The sequence below is a fragment of the Streptomyces sp. NPDC053673 genome, assembly GCF_055585225.1.
Map to the genome: position 1 here is coordinate 133,015 of NZ_JBVJKN010000002.1, position 15,546 is coordinate 148,560.

Annotated in this window: 16 protein-coding genes; 10 read left to right on the forward strand and 6 right to left on the reverse strand. The window is 72.3% G+C overall.

The features are described from left to right. The first annotated feature begins 135 nt into the window (after positions 1–135). The 3 genes from ACZ6ZQ_RS03815 to ACZ6ZQ_RS03825 all read left to right on the forward strand — a co-directional run bounded on the left by ACZ6ZQ_RS03815 (position 136) and on the right by ACZ6ZQ_RS03825 (position 3,755). Positions 136–1,410 (forward strand): MFS transporter, encoded by a 1,275-nt coding sequence (locus ACZ6ZQ_RS03815; protein WP_469766938.1) that lies wholly within the window; start codon positions 136–138, stop codon positions 1,408–1,410. 96 nt (positions 1,411–1,506) lie between these two features. Next, the gene (locus tag ACZ6ZQ_RS03820) at positions 1,507–2,982 is read left to right on the forward strand and encodes an ABC transporter permease (protein WP_469766939.1); all 1,476 of its coding nucleotides are present in this window, start codon (positions 1,507–1,509) and stop codon (positions 2,980–2,982) included. An 83-nt stretch (positions 2,983–3,065) separates the two neighbouring features. Then, the gene (locus ACZ6ZQ_RS03825) at positions 3,066–3,755 is read left to right on the forward strand and encodes an ABC transporter ATP-binding protein (protein ID WP_469766940.1); all 690 of its coding nucleotides are present in this window, start codon (positions 3,066–3,068) and stop codon (positions 3,753–3,755) included. Between the two features lie 192 nt (positions 3,756–3,947). On the opposite strand, the gene ACZ6ZQ_RS03830 is transcribed toward ACZ6ZQ_RS03825, so the two are convergent. The 4 genes from ACZ6ZQ_RS03830 to ACZ6ZQ_RS03845 all read right to left on the reverse strand — a co-directional run bounded on the left by ACZ6ZQ_RS03830 (position 3,948) and on the right by ACZ6ZQ_RS03845 (position 7,415). Continuing rightward, positions 3,948–4,526 carry a class F sortase gene (locus tag ACZ6ZQ_RS03830; protein ID WP_469767305.1) on the reverse strand — a complete coding sequence of 193 codons (579 nt, stop codon included), beginning with the start codon at positions 4,524–4,526 and terminating at the stop codon, positions 3,948–3,950. 117 nt (positions 4,527–4,643) lie between these two features. Next, complete coding sequence (locus ACZ6ZQ_RS03835; RefSeq protein ID WP_469766941.1) at positions 4,644–5,111, reverse strand: sortase; 468 nt, start codon at positions 5,109–5,111, stop codon at positions 4,644–4,646. 282 nt (positions 5,112–5,393) lie between these two features. Beyond that, complete coding sequence (gene murQ, locus ACZ6ZQ_RS03840; RefSeq protein ID WP_469766942.1) at positions 5,394–6,350, reverse strand: N-acetylmuramic acid 6-phosphate etherase; 957 nt, start codon at positions 6,348–6,350, stop codon at positions 5,394–5,396. 111 nt (positions 6,351–6,461) lie between these two features. After that, on the reverse strand, positions 6,462–7,415 hold the full coding sequence (locus tag ACZ6ZQ_RS03845) for a MurR/RpiR family transcriptional regulator (protein WP_469766943.1): 954 nt from the start codon (positions 7,413–7,415) through the stop codon (positions 6,462–6,464). 130 nt (positions 7,416–7,545) lie between these two features. On the opposite strand from ACZ6ZQ_RS03845, the gene ACZ6ZQ_RS03850 reads away from it, so the two are divergent. Together ACZ6ZQ_RS03850 and ACZ6ZQ_RS03855 are read left to right on the forward strand one after the other, a co-directional pair. After that, a complete protein-coding gene (locus ACZ6ZQ_RS03850) occupies positions 7,546–7,899 on the forward strand; it encodes a hypothetical protein (RefSeq protein ID WP_453659580.1) in 354 nt (117 codons plus the stop codon). Then, complete coding sequence (locus ACZ6ZQ_RS03855; RefSeq protein ID WP_469766944.1) at positions 7,896–8,162, forward strand: DUF4031 domain-containing protein; 267 nt, start codon at positions 7,896–7,898, stop codon at positions 8,160–8,162. Before ACZ6ZQ_RS03850 ends, ACZ6ZQ_RS03855 begins: the two co-directional genes overlap by 4 nt. An 87-nt stretch (positions 8,163–8,249) precedes the next feature. On the opposite strand, the gene ACZ6ZQ_RS03860 is transcribed toward ACZ6ZQ_RS03855, so the two are convergent. Next, the gene (locus ACZ6ZQ_RS03860; protein WP_469766945.1) at positions 8,250–8,915 is read right to left on the reverse strand and encodes an HD domain-containing protein; all 666 of its coding nucleotides are present in this window, start codon (positions 8,913–8,915) and stop codon (positions 8,250–8,252) included. 103 nt (positions 8,916–9,018) lie between these two features. Between ACZ6ZQ_RS03860 and ACZ6ZQ_RS03865 the strand changes: the two genes are divergently transcribed. The 3 genes from ACZ6ZQ_RS03865 (at position 9,019) to ACZ6ZQ_RS03875 (ending at position 11,056) form a co-directional block, all read left to right on the forward strand. Beyond that, the gene (locus ACZ6ZQ_RS03865; protein WP_469766946.1) at positions 9,019–9,672 is read left to right on the forward strand and encodes a maleylpyruvate isomerase family mycothiol-dependent enzyme; all 654 of its coding nucleotides are present in this window, start codon (positions 9,019–9,021) and stop codon (positions 9,670–9,672) included. Positions 9,673–9,814: 142 nt separating this feature from the next. Further along, on the forward strand, positions 9,815–10,189 hold the full coding sequence (locus ACZ6ZQ_RS03870) for a DUF6479 family protein (RefSeq protein WP_469766947.1): 375 nt from the start codon (positions 9,815–9,817) through the stop codon (positions 10,187–10,189). Positions 10,190–10,366: 177 nt separating this feature from the next. Beyond that, the gene (locus tag ACZ6ZQ_RS03875) at positions 10,367–11,056 is read left to right on the forward strand and encodes a copper homeostasis protein CutC (RefSeq protein ID WP_469766948.1); all 690 of its coding nucleotides are present in this window, start codon (positions 10,367–10,369) and stop codon (positions 11,054–11,056) included. 544 nt (positions 11,057–11,600) lie between these two features. On the opposite strand, the gene ACZ6ZQ_RS03880 is transcribed toward ACZ6ZQ_RS03875, so the two are convergent. Beyond that, complete coding sequence (locus ACZ6ZQ_RS03880; protein WP_469767306.1) at positions 11,601–13,544, reverse strand: HelD family protein; 1,944 nt, start codon at positions 13,542–13,544, stop codon at positions 11,601–11,603. Positions 13,545–13,868: 324 nt separating this feature from the next. Between ACZ6ZQ_RS03880 and ACZ6ZQ_RS03885 the strand changes: the two genes are divergently transcribed. Together ACZ6ZQ_RS03885 and ACZ6ZQ_RS03890 are read left to right on the forward strand one after the other, a co-directional pair. Further along, positions 13,869–14,057 carry a hypothetical protein gene (locus ACZ6ZQ_RS03885; protein WP_469766949.1) on the forward strand — a complete coding sequence of 63 codons (189 nt, stop codon included), beginning with the start codon at positions 13,869–13,871 and terminating at the stop codon, positions 14,055–14,057. Positions 14,058–14,406: 349 nt separating this feature from the next. Continuing rightward, positions 14,407–15,486, forward strand: a complete 1,080-nt coding sequence (locus ACZ6ZQ_RS03890; protein ID WP_469767307.1) for a glycosyltransferase 87 family protein — start codon at positions 14,407–14,409, stop codon at positions 15,484–15,486. Positions 15,487–15,546 lie beyond the last annotated feature (60 nt).

Below are 15,546 nucleotides of genomic sequence, written 5' to 3' on the forward strand. Positions count from 1 at the left end.
GCCGTCTTCGTCCGCGTCCCCGTTTCCGTTCCCGTTCCCGTTTCCGTTTCCGTCCGGGTCCGCGGCCAAGTTGCCCAGCCTATCGAGCCGGAAGTGGCCCTGGGGAACGGGCCATCGGGACCGTAGCGTCAAGGTGTGACGACGACGAATCGCATCCTGCCGCCCGCCGGACCGCCCCGGATCCTCGCTCTGGCCCAGCTCTCCAACTCCCTCGGTGACGGGGCTTATTACGTCACTTCCGCGCTCTACTTCACGCATGTCGTCGGGCTCGCCCCGGCGAGGATCGGCATCGGGCTGACCCTCGCCTGGGCGATCGGGTCGATCGTGGGCGTACCGCTCGGGCGGCTCGCCGACCGGCGGGGGCCGCGTGGGACGGCGGTGCTGCTCGCTCTGGCGACGAGCGCGGCCGTGGCGTCGTTCCTCGTCGTACGGTCCTTCTGGCCGTTCCTGCTGGCCGCGTGCCTGTACGCCGCCGCGCAGTCGGGGCTCGCCGCGGCCCGGCAGGCGTTGCTGGCCGGGCTTGTCGCGCCGACGGAGCGGACCGGTGTACTGGCGCATCTGCAGTCGACCCTGAACGCGGGGCTGGCCGTCGGTGCCGGGCTCGGCGGGCTCGCGCTGTGGTCCGGCACGAGGACCGCTTATCTCTCGGTGTTCGCGCTGGACGTGGTGAGCTTCCTGGTGTGCGCGCTCGTGCTGCTGCGGCTTCCGGCAGTCGGGCCCGTGCAGTTCTCCGGCAAGGGGCCGGCGCTCGTCGTCCTGCGCGACCGGCCGTACCTGCTGGTCACCCTGCTCAACGCGGTGCTGCTGCTGCGGATGCCGCTGCTGAGCCTCGGGATACCGCTGTGGATCAGCGAGCGGACGGACGCGCCGGCCTGGCTCGTATCGGCGCTGTTCGTGCTCAACACGCTTGCTGTCGCCGCGTTTCAGGTGCGGGCGGCTCGGGGTGTCACCTCGCTGGGTACGGCGGTGCGTGCCGTACGGCACTCCGGGTTGATCATGCTCGCGGCTTGTGCGGTGTTCGCGCTGTCGGCTGCCGGAGTGCCCGTGTGGGTGGCGTCCGCGGTGCTCGTCGCCGGAGCGCTGCTGTACGTGGCCGGCGAGATGCTGCACTCCGCCGGGTCGTGGCAGATCAGCTTCGACCTCGCGCCGGCGGGGCGCACGGGCGAGTACCAGGGCTTCTTCGGTACGGGCGTGACGGTGGCCCGCACACTGGGCCCGCTGGTGCTGACCGCGATGCTGGTGACCTGGGGCATGCCCGGGTGGCTGGTGCTGGGCGGGCTGTTCGTCGGCACGTCCTGGGCGCTCGGGCCCGCGGTGCGATGGGCGGAGCGGTCCCGGTCGGTGGGCGGCGCGGCCGGGGTGCAGGACGTCGATGGCCGGGCGCCAGAGGGTCGCGTTCGCGTCGAGTGAGTGTCGGGGCGTTCGGGGGGTGAGCTCCGGGGCTTCTCATGCCCGTCTCATCGTGGCCTTACCTCTTCATCACGCCGCGTCCATAGCTTTCGCGCCATGTTCTTCACCTACCTCAGGCGCGAGCTGCGCCGCCGCAGGAAGGCGGCGCTCGTCGTCGCCTCGGGGCTTGCTCTCGGAATCGCCCTGGTCATCGTCGTCAACTCGGTCTCGGCCGGGATGAGTCAGGCGCAGGGCAAAGTGCTGGAGTCGCTGTACGGGCTCGGCACCGACATGACCGTCACCAAGGCCGCCGCACCGCCCGGGGAGGGGGAGACGGTCAGGCGGCCGCGGTTCGAGTTCGACGCGAAGGGTGAGGGCGACGACGACGCCGAGCAGAGCCAGGACATCGTCATGGTCCAGGGCTTCGAGACGCTCGCGTCGTCGACCGTCGGGCAGGTCGGCAAGCAGGACGGGGTCGCGGACGCCGTCGGCGGGCTGAACGTGCGGGTCATGAAGGTCAACGGGCAGTTCAGGCGCGGCGAGTTCAAGCAGGGCGAGCAGGCGCCCGGCCAGGGGCAGCGGGGCGGCGGTCCGGTCACCGGCGAGGTGCAGGGCGGCGGAGCCGACTTCGACGTGAACTCGTACTCCGTGTACGGGACGGACGTCGCCCATCAGGAGCTCGGTCCGCTGACCTCGTCGAAGATCACGTCCGGGCGTACGTTCGCCGCGTCGGAGACGGCCGCGAAGGTCGCCGTCGTCGACAGCGCGTACGCCAAGGAGCAGAAGCTCTCGGTCGGCAAGACGCTGACGATCTCCGGGACGAAGTTCGGCATCGTCGGGATCGCGACGGCGGACAGCGGGGACGCGGCCGCCAATGTCTATCTGCCGCTCGCGCAGGCGCAGACCCTGGCCGACGCGAAGGGCAAGGTCACGACGGTCTATGTGAGGGCGACCGACTCGCAGCGGATCGAGAGTGTGAAGGCGGGCATTCAGAAGAACGTCTCCGGGACGACGGTGACGACGTCCGCCGATCTGGCGGAGACGGTGTCGGGGTCGCTGTCCACGGCCTCCGACCTGGCGTCGGGCGTGGGCAAGTGGCTGTCCATCGTGGTGCTGGCGGCGGCGTTCCTGGTGGGCGGGCTGCTGACGTCGTCGGCGGTGAGCCGGCGGGTGCGGGAGTTCGGCACGCTCAAGGCACTCGGCTGGAAGAGCCGCAGGGTCACCGGGCAGGTGGCGGGCGAGGCGCTCGTCAACGGACTGATCGGCGGGGCGCTGGGGATCGGGCTCGGACTGGCGGGCGCGTGGGCGATCACCGCGTTCAGCCCGACGCTGACGGCGCAGCTGGGCGGCGGTTCCGGCGGTGGCGGCCAGGGGATGGGCGGCCGGATGCTCGTCGGCGGTGGCGGCCCGGGCGGTCCCGTGCGGGAGTCCGCCTCCCGCGCCCTGGACATCGCGCTCACCGCGCCGGTCTCCCTGACGACCATCGGCCTGGCCGTGGCGCTCGCGGTGACCGGCGGGCTCATCGCGGGTCTGTTCGGCGGCTGGCGGGCATCGCGGCTGCGTCCGGCGGACGCGCTGCGGCGGGTCGAGTAGTCCCGCCCCCTTCGATCACGTGCTTTGCACGCGGCTTTACACGCGCTTTCTACGCGCTTTCTACGTCCGGCTGGAGTTGGAACATGTATGAGCTGAGTGGAGTCAGCAAGCGGTACCGGCGCGGTAAGGACACCGTGCAGGCCCTCGACGGGGTCGACCTGGTCATCGAGGACCGCGGGCGGCTGGTCATCCAGGGACCGACCGGTGGCGGCAAGTCCACGCTGCTGCAGATGCTCGGCGGCCTGGACCGGCCGAGCGAGGGGTCCGTCGTGCTGGACGGCGTGGACCTGGCCTCCTTGCCGGAGGCGCGGCTGACGCGTGTACGGGCCGAGAAGATCGGCTTCGTCTTCCAGAGCTTCAACCTGGTGCCGACGCTGACGGCTCAGGAGAACGTCGAGACCGCGCTCGTACCGCTCGGGCTGAGGGCGGCGGAGCGGCGGGAGCGGGCGGGCGAGGCGCTGGCGTCGGTGGGGCTCGGGGAGCGGCGAGGACATCTTCCCGGTGAGCTGTCCGGCGGGCAGCAGCAGCGGGTGGCGATCGCGCGGGCGCTGGTGAAGCGGCCGGCGGTGCTGCTCGCCGACGAGCCGACCGGCAACCTCGACGAGTCGATGCGTGACGAGATCATGGAGCTGCTGGAGGGGCTGTGGGAGGAGAACGGGCTGACGTTCGTGATGGTCACTCATGACTCGGCCCTGGCCCGGAGGTCGCCGCGGGTGGCGACGATCCGGAAGGGGCGGGTGACGATCCGGGAGCAGTCGGTGGGAGCGGTGTAGCCCGTGGAGCGGGCGGGGTTCGGCGGCCGTGTGGCTTGGGCGGGGCTCGGCGGCCGTGTGGTCCGTGGGGGCCGTGTGGCCCGGGTTGTACGGTGCCGGCTGCGGGTCGTGGGGGACCGCGGTCCGGCCCGGGCGGTGGGCCCGGGCCGGGTGCGCGCCCGGCGTTGCTTCACCGCGGTCACTTCACCGCGGTCACTTCACCGCGGTCAGCCTCGCGTAGACCACGACGTTGCCCTGCCAGCCCGTGCGCTTGGCGTAGTTGCCGCCGCAGGTGATCACCCGCAGCTCGGGCCGGCCGGAGCTGCCGTAGACCTTCTTGTCGGGGAACTTCTTCTTGGGGTAGACCTCCACCGCCGTGACGGTGAACACGGCCGTGCGCCGGTCCGCGCGGCTGATCTCGATCGTGTCGCCCTTGGTCAGACCGCCGAGGTCGTGGAAGACGCCGGGGCCGGTGCGTGTGTCGACGTGCCCGGTGGTGACGGCTGTCCCCGCCGAGCCGGGAGCCGTGCCGCCGCCGTACCAGCCGGCGAGGCCGGGTCTGTCGGCGGGCGGGGGCCGCAGTGCCCCCGCCGCGTCGAGGCCCAGTCGTACCAGCGGGGCGTCCACGCCGATGGCGGCGGCACGCAGCCGGACCGGATCCGACGGGGGCAGCGGCCGCACGCCGGGGGGCCCGGGAGCGGGATGTACGGAGGTGGGAAAGGCCTGGGCGGGCGAGGGCTGCGGCGGTCGCTCGTCGCGTGCCGCGTTGATCACCAGTACGAGGCCCGCCATCAGTGCGCAGGCCAGAAGCTTGACCGAAGGGACGTACGTGACCGAAGGGATGTACGGGTGTGGGGGAGCGCCGCTCCCGGGCCCGGTTTCCATCGCGGTCAGGGTCCGGACGCGGGGTCAGGCCCGGATGCCGCTCCGGCGGCGGCGCATCCTGACCACACCGCCGGCGGCGGCTCCGGCGAGCAGCGCACCGCCCACGGCGAGCTGCGTACTTTTGTCCGTGGTGTCCCCGAAGCCGGCGTCGACCGCGCCGCTCGGGTCGTCGTTGTCGTCGTTGTCGTCGCCGGAGACCTCGTAGCTGTCCGTGAGCTTGGTCCGCGGCGGGCACTTGATGGTGACCGTGTCGCTGCCGGAGGCCCCTTCCGGAAGCTTGAACTCGCCGGTGAGCTCACCCTCACTGTCACCCGCGAAGAGGTGGAACGCCCCGCCCGCCTCGGACTCGCCCTTGCCGTAGGTCTCCTTGCCGCAGGCCGTGGTGGTGACGGTGACCGTGTCGCCCGGGGAGGCGTTCCTCGGGCGGATACTCAGGTCCGAGTCGTCGGCGACGGCAGTGGCCGGGACCGACAGACCAAGGGCCACGACCATCAGCCCGATACCTACACCAACTCGTGTGCCGCGCATATGAATCCTCCAACGGAGCCGGAGCAGTGTCCGGTCTGTCTGTCTGGTGCCTGTGCTGTTCCCTGCGCTGTTCCCGTGCTGGGCTCTGCTCATGAGGCAACCGACAGTCCGTCAGATCAGCAACCTGACACATTGACAGATCTTCACCCGGGTAGGTGCACCGGCCGCTCCCGCTTGATCGTTTATGCAGGTCACGGGAGCGGAGGCGAGCGCGGCGGAGGAGCCACCGGAAGGACTGCGAACGGGCTAGGGCCTGTCGTTCGGATCAGGCCCGTTCGGCGACCGGAGCGCCTCCCGGAGGTGGCCGTTCGACTGCTTGAGGCGGGATGTGGCCGTCGCGGCGTCGAGGTGGGAGAGGAGCATCAGGATCGCCGTCTTCACCTCGCCGTCGGCGGCGGTCAGGGCCGTCTCGATCTCGTCGTCGGCCGCGCCCGTGGCCAGGGCGACGATGTGCCGGGAGCGGGCGTGGAGCTTCTCGTTCGAGGCGCGGACATCGACCATGAGGTTCCCGTAGGTCTTGCCGAGACGGATCATCGTGATGGTCGAGATCATGTTGAGGACGAGCTTCTGGGCCGTGCCCGCCTTCAACCGGGTGGAACCGGTGAGGAGTTCGGGGCCGACCACGACCTCGACGCCGTGCTCCGCGGCCGCGGCCAGCGCGCTGTCCGCGTTGCAGGAGAGGCCGATCGTCAGGGCGCCCCGCGCCCGGGCGTGTTCGACCGCGCCGATCGCGTACGGGGTGCGGCCGGACGCGGAGATGCCGACCACGGTGTCGAGGGCGGTGAGGCCGAGCCCGTCCAGGTCGGCCGCGGCGAGCTCCTTGGAGTCCTCCGCGCCCTCGACGGCCGTCACCATCGCGGTGGGGCCGCCCGCGATCAGGCCGACGACCTCGTCAGGGGCCGTGTTGAAGGTGGGCGGGCACTCGCTCGCGTCCAGCACGCCGAGTCGGCCGGCCGTGCCCGCGCCCGCGTAGACCAGACGGCCGCCGCGGGCCATCCGTTCGGCGGTCGCGTCGATCGCGGCGGCGATGGCCGGGAGCTGGTCGGCGACGGCGGCGGGAACGGTCCGGTCCTCGCCGTTCATGATGCGGGCGATGTCGGCGGTGGGGAGCTGATCGATGTCGGCGAGCTCGGGGCGGAACGCCTCGGTGGTGAGGCTCGCCAGTTGCGCACGCAGTTCGGTGGAGCGGGGGGTGGAAGTCATGGGGCGCGACTCTCTCGGTGTGGCTCGGTTTCTCTCGGCGTGTCTCGTGTCTCTCGGTGGCTCTTCGGCGTCTTTTGGCGTCTCTGGTGTCTCTGGCCTTGCTCGGTGGGGTCAGCGGGTGCGGGGGCTGTGGCGGTGCGCGAGGGCCTCGTACGAGGCGGCGAGGGCCGGCGCGGCCTTCTCGTACGTGCGCTGCGCGACGCCGACGAACAGGCAGTCGACGACCAGCAGCTGGCTCGTGCGGGAGGACATGGCCGCCGGGCGCAGCTCGCTCTCGCGGGCGGTGGAGGTGGTGAGGATGTGGTCCGCGTACTGCGAGACCGGTCCGTCCGGGCGCCCGGTGATCGCGACGGTCGTCGCGCCGCGGTCGAAGGCGACGCGCAGGGGCTCGATGATGTCGCCGGTCGAGCCGGAGTGGCTGATCGCTACGGCGACGTCGCCGGATCGGAGCTGCACGGCGTTGGTGACGGCGAGGTGCGGGTCGCTGTGGGCGTGGGCGATCAGGCCGATGCGCAGGAGCTTCTGCGCGAGGTCCTGGGAGACCAGACCGGACGCGCCCACGCCGTAGATGTCGATGCGGCGGGCAGCGGCGAGGGCGCTGACGGCTGCGCCGAGCTGGATGGTGTCCAGACCCGCCGCGGTGTCGGCGAGGGTCTGCTGCTCGTCGTACGCGAGCTTGGCGACGACGTCGGCTATGGGGTCGTCGACCGCGATGTCGGCGGTGACGGCCGGGGCGCGGCCGGACTGCTGCTGTGCGGCGAGGCCGGCGAGCGCGAGGCGCAGATCGCGGTAGCCGGGGTAGCCGAGGAGCCGGGCGGTGCGGACCACGGTGGCCTCGCTGGTGCCGGTGAGCTCGGCGAGGCCGGTGACCGTGAGGGCCGCGCAGCCGGCCGGGTCGCCGGCGACGGCTTCGGCGACCCGCTGCATGGAGCGGGTCATGGACGGTGCGAGCGTACGCACCTTCGCCGCGAGCGCGGCGGGCGCGGGCGGGGCGTCGCCGCCGGTGCCCGGACCGGGGCCTGTCCCGCCACCCGCGGTGAAAGAATCCTTCAGGTCATTGGTCACCCTTGAAAGATATTTTCGCCTTCCTTGAACGGTCAACCCCCTTTGTCCCATGGGCCTGCTGACCCGCGGGCGGCCGACCGGTTGACCTGCCGGCCTGTGGACCGGCGGCGGCCGGGGTGACAATGACTGCATGGAAGTCAACCCACTGGAGCAGGCGCTGCATGCCGCCCGCGCCCTCGTGCTCGCGGACCTCGCCGCCCGCGACGTCGCCCATGCCGAGGTCGTCTCGCTCGTCGAGGAAGCGGTCGTGGAGCGTCGTTGGTGGGTCGAGCAGTGGCCCGAGGGTGCCGAGTACGTGGCCGGGCTGATCGCCCAGGATGTGCAGGACGCGCTGCTGGAGCAGTACGGGCGGTGGCCGATCTGCCCGGTCTGCACCTCGGGCGAGCCGCATGCCCTCGACGTGGAGCCGGAGTTGGGGCCCGACCCGCACTGGGTCTGCGGGAAGGCGGGTGTGGTGGTCGCCCCCGTCGGCGGACTCTCGTGACGGTCTACATCGACCCGCCGAGCTGGCCGGGACACGGCCGCATGTGGTCCCACCTGGTCAGCGATGTGTCGTTCGAGGAGCTGCACGCCTTCGCCGCGTCCATCGGCTGCCCGCCGCGCGCCTTCGAGCGCGACCACTACGACGTCCCCTCGGAGCGTTACGAGGACGCGGTGCGCGCGGGTGCGGTGGAGGTCGGGTCCAAGGAGCTCGTACGGCGGCTCACCGAGGCGGGGCTGCGCCGGCCGAAGCACCGGCAGGTGTAAGGGGGTTGGCCGCGGGGGCTCGTGGTGGGTGTCCGCGGAGGGTGCCCGTGATGGGGGCCCGCGGGGGCGTGCCCGCCTACTGCCCGCTCAGGTCGTGAGGTCCTGCAGCTCCGCCGACACGTTGCGGCGGGCCGCGGCCTCCCATACGCGCTCGCCGTAGGGGGTACGGAAGAGGCGCGGCAGGCCGAGAAGGTGGCGCAGCACGTCGGCACGGCCCGCGCGGAACGCGTCGTCCGGGACGAAGGCGTACTCCTCGCGGACCGCGGCGGCATAGGCGGCGTACGCGTCCGGCGCCGACGCGAGGATCGCGAGGTCCGCGTCGCAGAGGACCATGCCGTTGCTGTCGCCCTCCTGCGCGGCGTGGGTCCTGGTGAGGCGGACCAGCCGGGCGACCTCGTTCGTACGGGCCTCGTCGATGTCCAGCTCGGGCAGGGCGCGCTCGGCGAGACGGGCGGAGCGCTCCTCGTTGGTGGACCGCTCCGGGAGATAGACCGCGTCGTGGAACCAGGCGGCCAGGCGTACGAGGTCGGCGTCGTCCGCGTACTCCGCGAGCGTGTCGATGTGGCCGAGGACGGCGACCAGGTGATCGGTGGTGTGGTAGCGCCGCTGGGGCTCGGCCCAGCGTGCGAGCAGGTTGTCGCAGTAGCGGTACGGGGAAGGCCTGCACTCGTCCGTGTCGCGGGCCACGAGCACGGCGGAGGCCCAACGGCGGCGCAGGTCGTCGTGGGCGGGGTGCGGGGGCAGGGCGGGCATGGGGGCCATTGTGCCGTGGTCTTCGTCGTGCCGGGGCGCCGGGCGGAGGACGCATCGGGACCGGCCGTTGCGGCCGCCCGGCCGCGGCGGTTTGCTTGCGGGCATGACCGACATCCGTGATCCCGAACTTCCCGGACTTCTGCTCCGTACTGAACGCGACGCGCTCATTCCGCTGTTGCGCGCCCGGCCCGACGAGGACTTCGCGCTGCGGACCGCGTGCCCCGGCTGGACCGTACGGGACGTGCTCGCGCACTGCTCCGCCGCGCTGACGCGGGTGGTGGAAGGGCGGTTCGAGGAGGGGGTGTTCAGCCCCGAGTCGAACGACCGGGACATCGCCGAGCGTGCCGACTGGTCCAACAGCGCCGTCATCGACGAGCTGGAGCGCGGGATGACCCGGGCGGGGCCGGTCATCGCGGCCGCCGGGCACGGGCTGCTGGACGGGATCGCGCTCGGCGAGTGGGTGCACGCCGGCGACGTACGGGAAGCGCTCGGTGAGCCCGGTGCGTACGAGGGGGACGGGCTGGTGCACGCCCTCGCCCTGCTGGCCGGGCTGACCCGGGCCCGGAAGACGCAGCCGCTGCTGGCCCGGCTGGACGGCCATGACGCACCGCTCGTCCTGGGTGCGGACAGCCCGGACCCGGCGACGTACACGGGGTCCGCGGCCACGCTGATCCGGTTGCTGGCGGGGCGGCCGCTGACAGAGACGCGGTACGAGCTGACGGGGGCGAAGGAGCGGGACCTGGTCTTCTTCGACTGATGTGCTGCTGCCGCCGTGGCGTCCGCGGTCGCCTCCGTCGCGGCTTCCGCCGTGGGTTCCGTCGGCGTGCTGGCGTAAGAGGCATACCGGGCGATAATGGATAGCGCCTGTGCGTCATCCCCGATGTGCGGAGGCTGACACCATGAACGCATTGCTGATGGCCCAGAGCGGTCCGACCGTCGATCTGGCCGCCACGCCGCTGGCCGCGATCGGCCCGCTCACCTTCGGAGTCATCCTCATCGTCCTCCTGGGGGGCGCCATGTGGTGGGACGGGAGGCGGCGGGCCCGGCTGCGTACGCCGCGCCCCGAGGACCAGCCGAAGGCGCCCGACCACCGTGAGCACATCGAAGAGGTCCGGGAGGAGGACGAGGGCACCTTCCCCGACGACGGCGGGCGGCTTCTTCCGTACAACTTGAACACCCATTCGTCGCACAGCACCGGCAAGGGCCCCGAAGACCGGCCGAAGCACGGCAGGCGCAGCGGCGGAGCCTTCGGGAGCGGCAGCCTGGGCGGCTGATCGGCCACCGGATCGAGGAGCCCTGCCGCGGTGAGCGGCAGGGCCGCCACGTTGTAGGCGCACGCCCGGAGCGGGGTCGGATGCGGGGCCGGGTGCACGGTCGGAGGGTGCGGACTAGGCTGGGTCCGTTATTGGACTAGACCTATTCACCCGAAGATCTATTGGCGGAGGATGGCCATGAGCAACCGTGCACTCCTGGAGGTGATCGCCCTCGACGCGCAGGACGCGGTCGCCGCCCAGGCCGGAGGGGCGGACCGCCTTGAGCTGGTCAGCGACATCGCGGCGGACGGGCTCACCCCGACCCGGGAGACCTTCGCCCGGATCCGCGCGGCCGTGGACATCCCGCTCCGGGTGATGCTGAGGCTCGCGGACGGGTTCGTGTCCGGCGATGCCGAGGCGTTGGTGCGGGCGGCGCGGGGGCTGCGGGCGGAGGGGGCGGAGGAGTTCGTCCTGGGCTTCCTCGACACGCACGGCAACCCCGATCTTGTGACGGTCGAGCGGCTCGTAGCGGAGCTGGAGGGCTGCCGCTGGACGTTCCACCGGGCGATCGACCGCGCGGCGGACCGTGAAGCCCTGCGCAAGCAGCTCGCGGACGTCCCCGGCCTGGACTCGTACCTCACCGCGGGCTCGGCGGCGGGCGTCGACGACGGGCTGCCGGTGCTGCTCGCGGAGGCGGCGCGGCGGGGTGACCCGGGCTACGAGGCGCAGATCCTCGTCGGTGGCGGCCTCCGCCTCGACCACCTCCCCGCCCTGCGGGCGGCGGGACTGGACGCCTTCCACATCGGCGGTGCGGCGCGGCCGCGGGGGTGGGAGGCGCCGGTGGACGCGGGCGCGGTACGGGAGTGGCGCGAGGCGCTTGACGGCTGACCCCCGCCGAGGGGGGCGGGGCGGGGCGGGGCGCCTCCGGCGGGGGTGCGGGGCGCCTCCGGCGGGGGTGGGGTGTAGGTGTGCCCGGTGCCGTGACGGCGGCAGGTGTGTCCGTCCTCAAGCTCCCCCTACGCCCTGCGGCGTGGGGGGACCCCAGACGGGCTTGATGAGGCTGCTGCCGGTGGGTGGGGTGCGGTGCGCTTCCGGTGGGGTGCGGTGACGGTGTGCTCGGTGCGGTGGGCGCGGCCGGTGTGTCCGTCCTCAAACTCCCCCTACGCCCTGCGGCGTGGGCGGACCCCAGACAGGCTTGATGCGGCCGCTGCCGGTGGGTGGTGGGGCGGGGCCCCTCCGGGCTCGACTCCTCGGGACCGGCGGGGCGCCGGTACCGCGGGATCGCCCGGTACTTCCGCCGGTCCCTGCGGGGCCGACCCTGCACGGCCCCGCCCCGGGGCCGTCTCCCGACTGCGGGCCGTGCGGGGTCTTGTTTCCGTTCCGGTCGTCGGTCCGGTGCGGGTCGGTGGGTGGGCACGAACCGCCGTGGGCCTCAGGTCAACTGCCACGGCAGTGCGGACGCGTGGAGCACCGTGAGGCCCGAGACCGCGCGGGTCAGAGCCACGTACAGGCGGCGCAGGCCGGTGCGTTCGTCGGGTTCGGCGGCGACGATGGAGGCGGGGTCGTCGAGGACCACGTAGTCGTATTCGAGGCCCTTCGCGAGGGACGCCGGGACCAGGGTCAGGCGGGCGTCGGGGGTCGTCTCCTCGCCGGGGGCCAGGTACGGGAGGCCCGCCGCGGTCAGGGCCGCCGCGAGGGACGGGACGCGGGCGTCGGCCGCGATGAGGCCGATGGAGCCCTCGTGGCGGAGGGCCGACAGGCAGGCGGTGACGACGTCGCCGTCGTCTCCCGACGCGCGGATCTCCAGGGAGCCGGGGGACTCACGGACCGAGCGGACCTCCGCCAGGCCCGGTGACATGTGGGGCAGCAGACGGGACGCGTACGCGATGACCTCGCGGGGGACACGGAAGCCGGCCGTCAGCTCCTCGACCGCCGCGTCGGGCTTGCCGAGGTGCGACAGCGCCTCGGACCAGCTCGCCGTCGCCCACGGGGTGGTGCCCTGCGCCAGGTCGCCCAGGACCGTGGCCGAGCCCGTCGTGCAGCGGCGGCCCACCGCCCGGTACTGCATCGGGGACAGGTCCTGCGCCTCGTCCAGGACCACATGCCCGAGAGAGTGCGTGCGCTCGACGAGATCCTTCGCCTCGTCGATCAGGACCGCGTCCGCGGCGGACCAGCGAGCCGTACGGGCCGAGCGCGGGGGCTTGGCCCAGAGGATCACCTTCTGTTCGTCGGCGGTCAGCACCCCGTCCGCGTGTTCGGCCAGGAAGTCCGGTTCCGAGAGCAGCCGGAGCACCAGCTTCGCCGGGTCGACCGGCGGCCAGATCGCCTTGACCGCCGCCTTCACCGCCGCGTTACGCGCGACCGCGTCCTGGACCCGGTCGTCCGGTGCCTCGCCCGACTGCTCCATGCGGACGAGCACCGCGTGCGCGATGCGCTGCGGGAGGGCGTCGCGGGCCGCGCCGTAGCGGATGTCCCGGTCCAGCAACTCCTGGACGATCTCTTCGAGTTCGTATGCGGGGATGCGCCAGCGCCGCGAGCCGCGGACCACCATGAGGGGCTCGACGGGCATGGTCACGTGGGAGCGCACGGCGCGCCGCAGCACCTCCGCCATCCGGGCGTCGCCCTTGACGACCGCCGCGGCGGCCGCGTCCGTCCCCCGCACCTCGACATGGGCGACAAGGTCGTCGACGGTCGCCTGCTTGACCTCCAACTCGCCGAGGGCCGGCAGGACTTGCTCGATGTAGTGCAGGAAGGACCGGTTCGGCCCGATGACCAGCGTGCCGGTACGGGCCAGCCGCTCCCGGTGCGCGTAGAGGAGGTACGCGACGCGGTGCAGGCCGACAGCCGTCTTCCCGGTGCCGGGGCCGCCCTGGACGCACACCGTGCCGACCAGGCCCGACCGTACGATCTCGTCCTGCTCGGGCTGGATCGTCGCGACGATGTCCCGCATCGGTCCGACGCGCGGCCGCTCGATCTCCGCCTGGAGCAGCTTGCTGGTCCGCTCGCCCTCGGTGGGGTCGGTGAGGTGCTCGTCCTCGTACGCCGTGAGGTCGCCGCCCGTGTAGCCGAAGCGGCGGCGCAGGCCGACGTCCATCGGGTCCTTCCTGGAGGCCCGGTAGAACGGCTGCGAGACCGGCGCGCGCCAGTCGATCACCATCGGGTCGCCGTCGGAGTCATGGACGTGCCGACGCCCGATGTAGAAGCGCTGCCCCTCCTGCCTGGTGAGCAGATAGTCGAGGCGTCCGAAGAACAGCGGGGTGTGGGCGAGGTCGGCCAGGGCCTTGATCCGCTCGTTGATCTGGGCTTCCAGGACCGCGGCGTTGACCCAGTTCGCCGTGACATCGCGAATGTCGAGGGCCTGGACGTCCTCGCGCATCGCGCGCAGGGCGGCGCGGGAAGCGGTCAGATGGGAGCGTTCATGGGCGAGTGGATCGTGCGCGGGCACGGCGCGGCCTCCGAAGGTACGTTGGACTTACGGCATGGCTGCGCGTCCGGTTTCCGTCCGGACGGCGGCACTCCTGCGAGGGAGGCGGGCAAGACGGGCGATTGTAGTCAGTCCGCCGAGCCCGGGCGAATGGTTTTTCGCGGGGCGGGGTCCGCCCCGTAGGGGACGTCGTATATCCGAAGTCGTACGCGTCCCGGTTCAGGGTTCAGACCGCAGGTCGATGTGTTCCGGGCGCTGCAATCGCATCCTGGACACATGAGCTCAGCCACCTTCAACCCAGCCACCCGGCCCGGTCACGGCGCCACCGCCACCGGCGTCGCAGCGCACCACGCGCACCGTCTCGGCGACATGCTGCGCGCGGTCAAGGTCTTCATGACCACGGCGTTCGGCGTGGCGGTCCTCGGGGAGTACAGCGAAGAGGCCGGCGTCCGCCGTCACCTCTGACTGTGCCGCTGTTTCTCCGGGTACGCCGTCACCTCTGACTGTGCCGCTGTTTCTCCGGTCCGCCGTCACCTCTGACTGTGCCGCTGTTTCTCCGGTCCGCCGTCACCTCCGACTGTGCCGCTGTTTCTCCGACCCCGCCGCCACCTCCGACTCCGCCACTACCCCACTACCTCTGACTTCGCCGCTGCCCCCGACTCCGCCGGTGCCCCGCTGATCGACTAGGGTCGCGGCCGTGACGAACCCGTACCGGAACGTGACCTCCCGCTCACTGAACGCAGCAGGCGGCGCCCTCGCACTCGTTCTGTCGCTCTCCGCGCTGGCGGTTCTCTGCGTCGCCCAGCACATCCCCATGGCCGACACCCTCGTCTACCGGGCGGAGGGCGCGGCCGTGGCGCATGGCACCGATCTGTACGAGTTCACCGTCACCGAGTGGCAGGTGCCCGCCACCCATCCGCCCTTCGCCGCGATCCTCTTCGTGCCGACGACCTGGCTTCCCGTCGCCGTGCTCAAAGTCGCCTTCGTCGCCGGCAACGCGCTGCTCCTCGCCCTGCTCGTACGGCTCTCCTGCCGCTTCGCCGGCATGCCGGCCGCCCCCGCTCCGTACCTTCTCGGCGCGATCGCGCTCGGGCTGTGGCTCGAACCCGTCTTCCAGACCCTGCTCTTCGGGCAGATCAACCTCGCCCTCGTCTGCATCGTCCTGTGGGACCTGTCCCGCTCGCCCGGGGCCCTCGGCAAGGGCTTCGCCCTCGGCGTCGCGGCGGGTGTGAAACTCACTCCGGCCGTCTTCATCGTCCTGCTGCTGATCACCGGGCGGGTACGGGCGGGGCTCACCGCGCTCGCCTCGCTGGCCGGCACGGTGCTGCTCGGCGCGCTCGTCCTGCCGGAGGCCAGCGCCGACTTCTGGACCCGGCGGATCTTCGACGCCGACCGGGCAGGCATGGCGTGGATCGTCGACAACCAGTCGCTGCAAGGCCTGTTCGCGCGCGTCCTGCACCGGGAGGAGCCGGGCGGGGTGTGGGTGGCCGCGGCAGTGCTGACGGCCGTCGCCGGGCTGTGGATCGCCCGCCGCGCGCCGGAGCCCTGGGCCGTCCTCGCCGTCGCGTTCACCGCCCTGCTCGTCTCGCCGACCAGCTGGTCCCACCACTGGGTGTGGTGCGTCCCGCTGCTGGCGGTGCTCGTCGCCGAGGGCCACCGGCGCACGGCCGTGCTGGTGACGGTGCTGTTCCTGGCCCGCACCATGTGGCTCGTACCGCACGCGGGTGATCTGGACCGCCAACTGCCGTGGTGGCAGCAGCCGTTGGCGTCGCCCTATCCGCCGCTGGGCGTGGCGGTGCTGGTCCTCGCGGCGCTACGGGCCCGTACGGACGCCGCCGCGCTGCCCGTGCAGCGCACGGCCCGGGAAACGAGTACGCACGCCGGTACTCGCTAGTGCCCCTCCCGGCAAGCTCTGCCCTGTCGCGTCAGGCAAACATTGCCGGTCGCAACACGC

What these genes read in the sequence shown, in the direction of transcription:
- ACZ6ZQ_RS03830 (WP_469767305.1), bottom strand. Translation starts at nt 4,526, where the DNA reads ATGGCGGGCCTCGTACTGGTGATCAACGCGGCACGCGACGAGCGACCG.
- ACZ6ZQ_RS03885 (WP_469766949.1), top strand. Translation starts at nt 13,869, where the DNA reads ATGAGCTCAGCCACCTTCAACCCAGCCACCCGGCCCGGTCACGGCGCC.
- murQ (WP_469766942.1), bottom strand. Translation starts at nt 6,350, where the DNA reads ATGACTTCCACCCCCCGCTCCACCGAACTGCGTGCGCAACTGGCGAGC.
- ACZ6ZQ_RS03820 (WP_469766939.1), top strand. Translation starts at nt 1,507, where the DNA reads ATGTTCTTCACCTACCTCAGGCGCGAGCTGCGCCGCCGCAGGAAGGCG.
- ACZ6ZQ_RS03875 (WP_469766948.1), top strand. Translation starts at nt 10,367, where the DNA reads ATGAGCAACCGTGCACTCCTGGAGGTGATCGCCCTCGACGCGCAGGAC.
- ACZ6ZQ_RS03865 (WP_469766946.1), top strand. Translation starts at nt 9,019, where the DNA reads ATGACCGACATCCGTGATCCCGAACTTCCCGGACTTCTGCTCCGTACT.
- ACZ6ZQ_RS03870 (WP_469766947.1), top strand. Translation starts at nt 9,815, where the DNA reads ATGAACGCATTGCTGATGGCCCAGAGCGGTCCGACCGTCGATCTGGCC.
- ACZ6ZQ_RS03880 (WP_469767306.1), bottom strand. Translation starts at nt 13,544, where the DNA reads ATGCGCGAGGACGTCCAGGCCCTCGACATTCGCGATGTCACGGCGAAC.
- ACZ6ZQ_RS03825 (WP_469766940.1), top strand. Translation starts at nt 3,066, where the DNA reads ATGTATGAGCTGAGTGGAGTCAGCAAGCGGTACCGGCGCGGTAAGGAC.
- ACZ6ZQ_RS03860 (WP_469766945.1), bottom strand. Translation starts at nt 8,915, where the DNA reads ATGCCCGCCCTGCCCCCGCACCCCGCCCACGACGACCTGCGCCGCCGT.
- ACZ6ZQ_RS03835 (WP_469766941.1), bottom strand. Translation starts at nt 5,111, where the DNA reads ATGGTCGTGGCCCTTGGTCTGTCGGTCCCGGCCACTGCCGTCGCCGAC.
- ACZ6ZQ_RS03850 (WP_453659580.1), top strand. Translation starts at nt 7,546, where the DNA reads ATGGAAGTCAACCCACTGGAGCAGGCGCTGCATGCCGCCCGCGCCCTC.
- ACZ6ZQ_RS03890 (WP_469767307.1), top strand. Translation starts at nt 14,407, where the DNA reads ATGGCCGACACCCTCGTCTACCGGGCGGAGGGCGCGGCCGTGGCGCAT.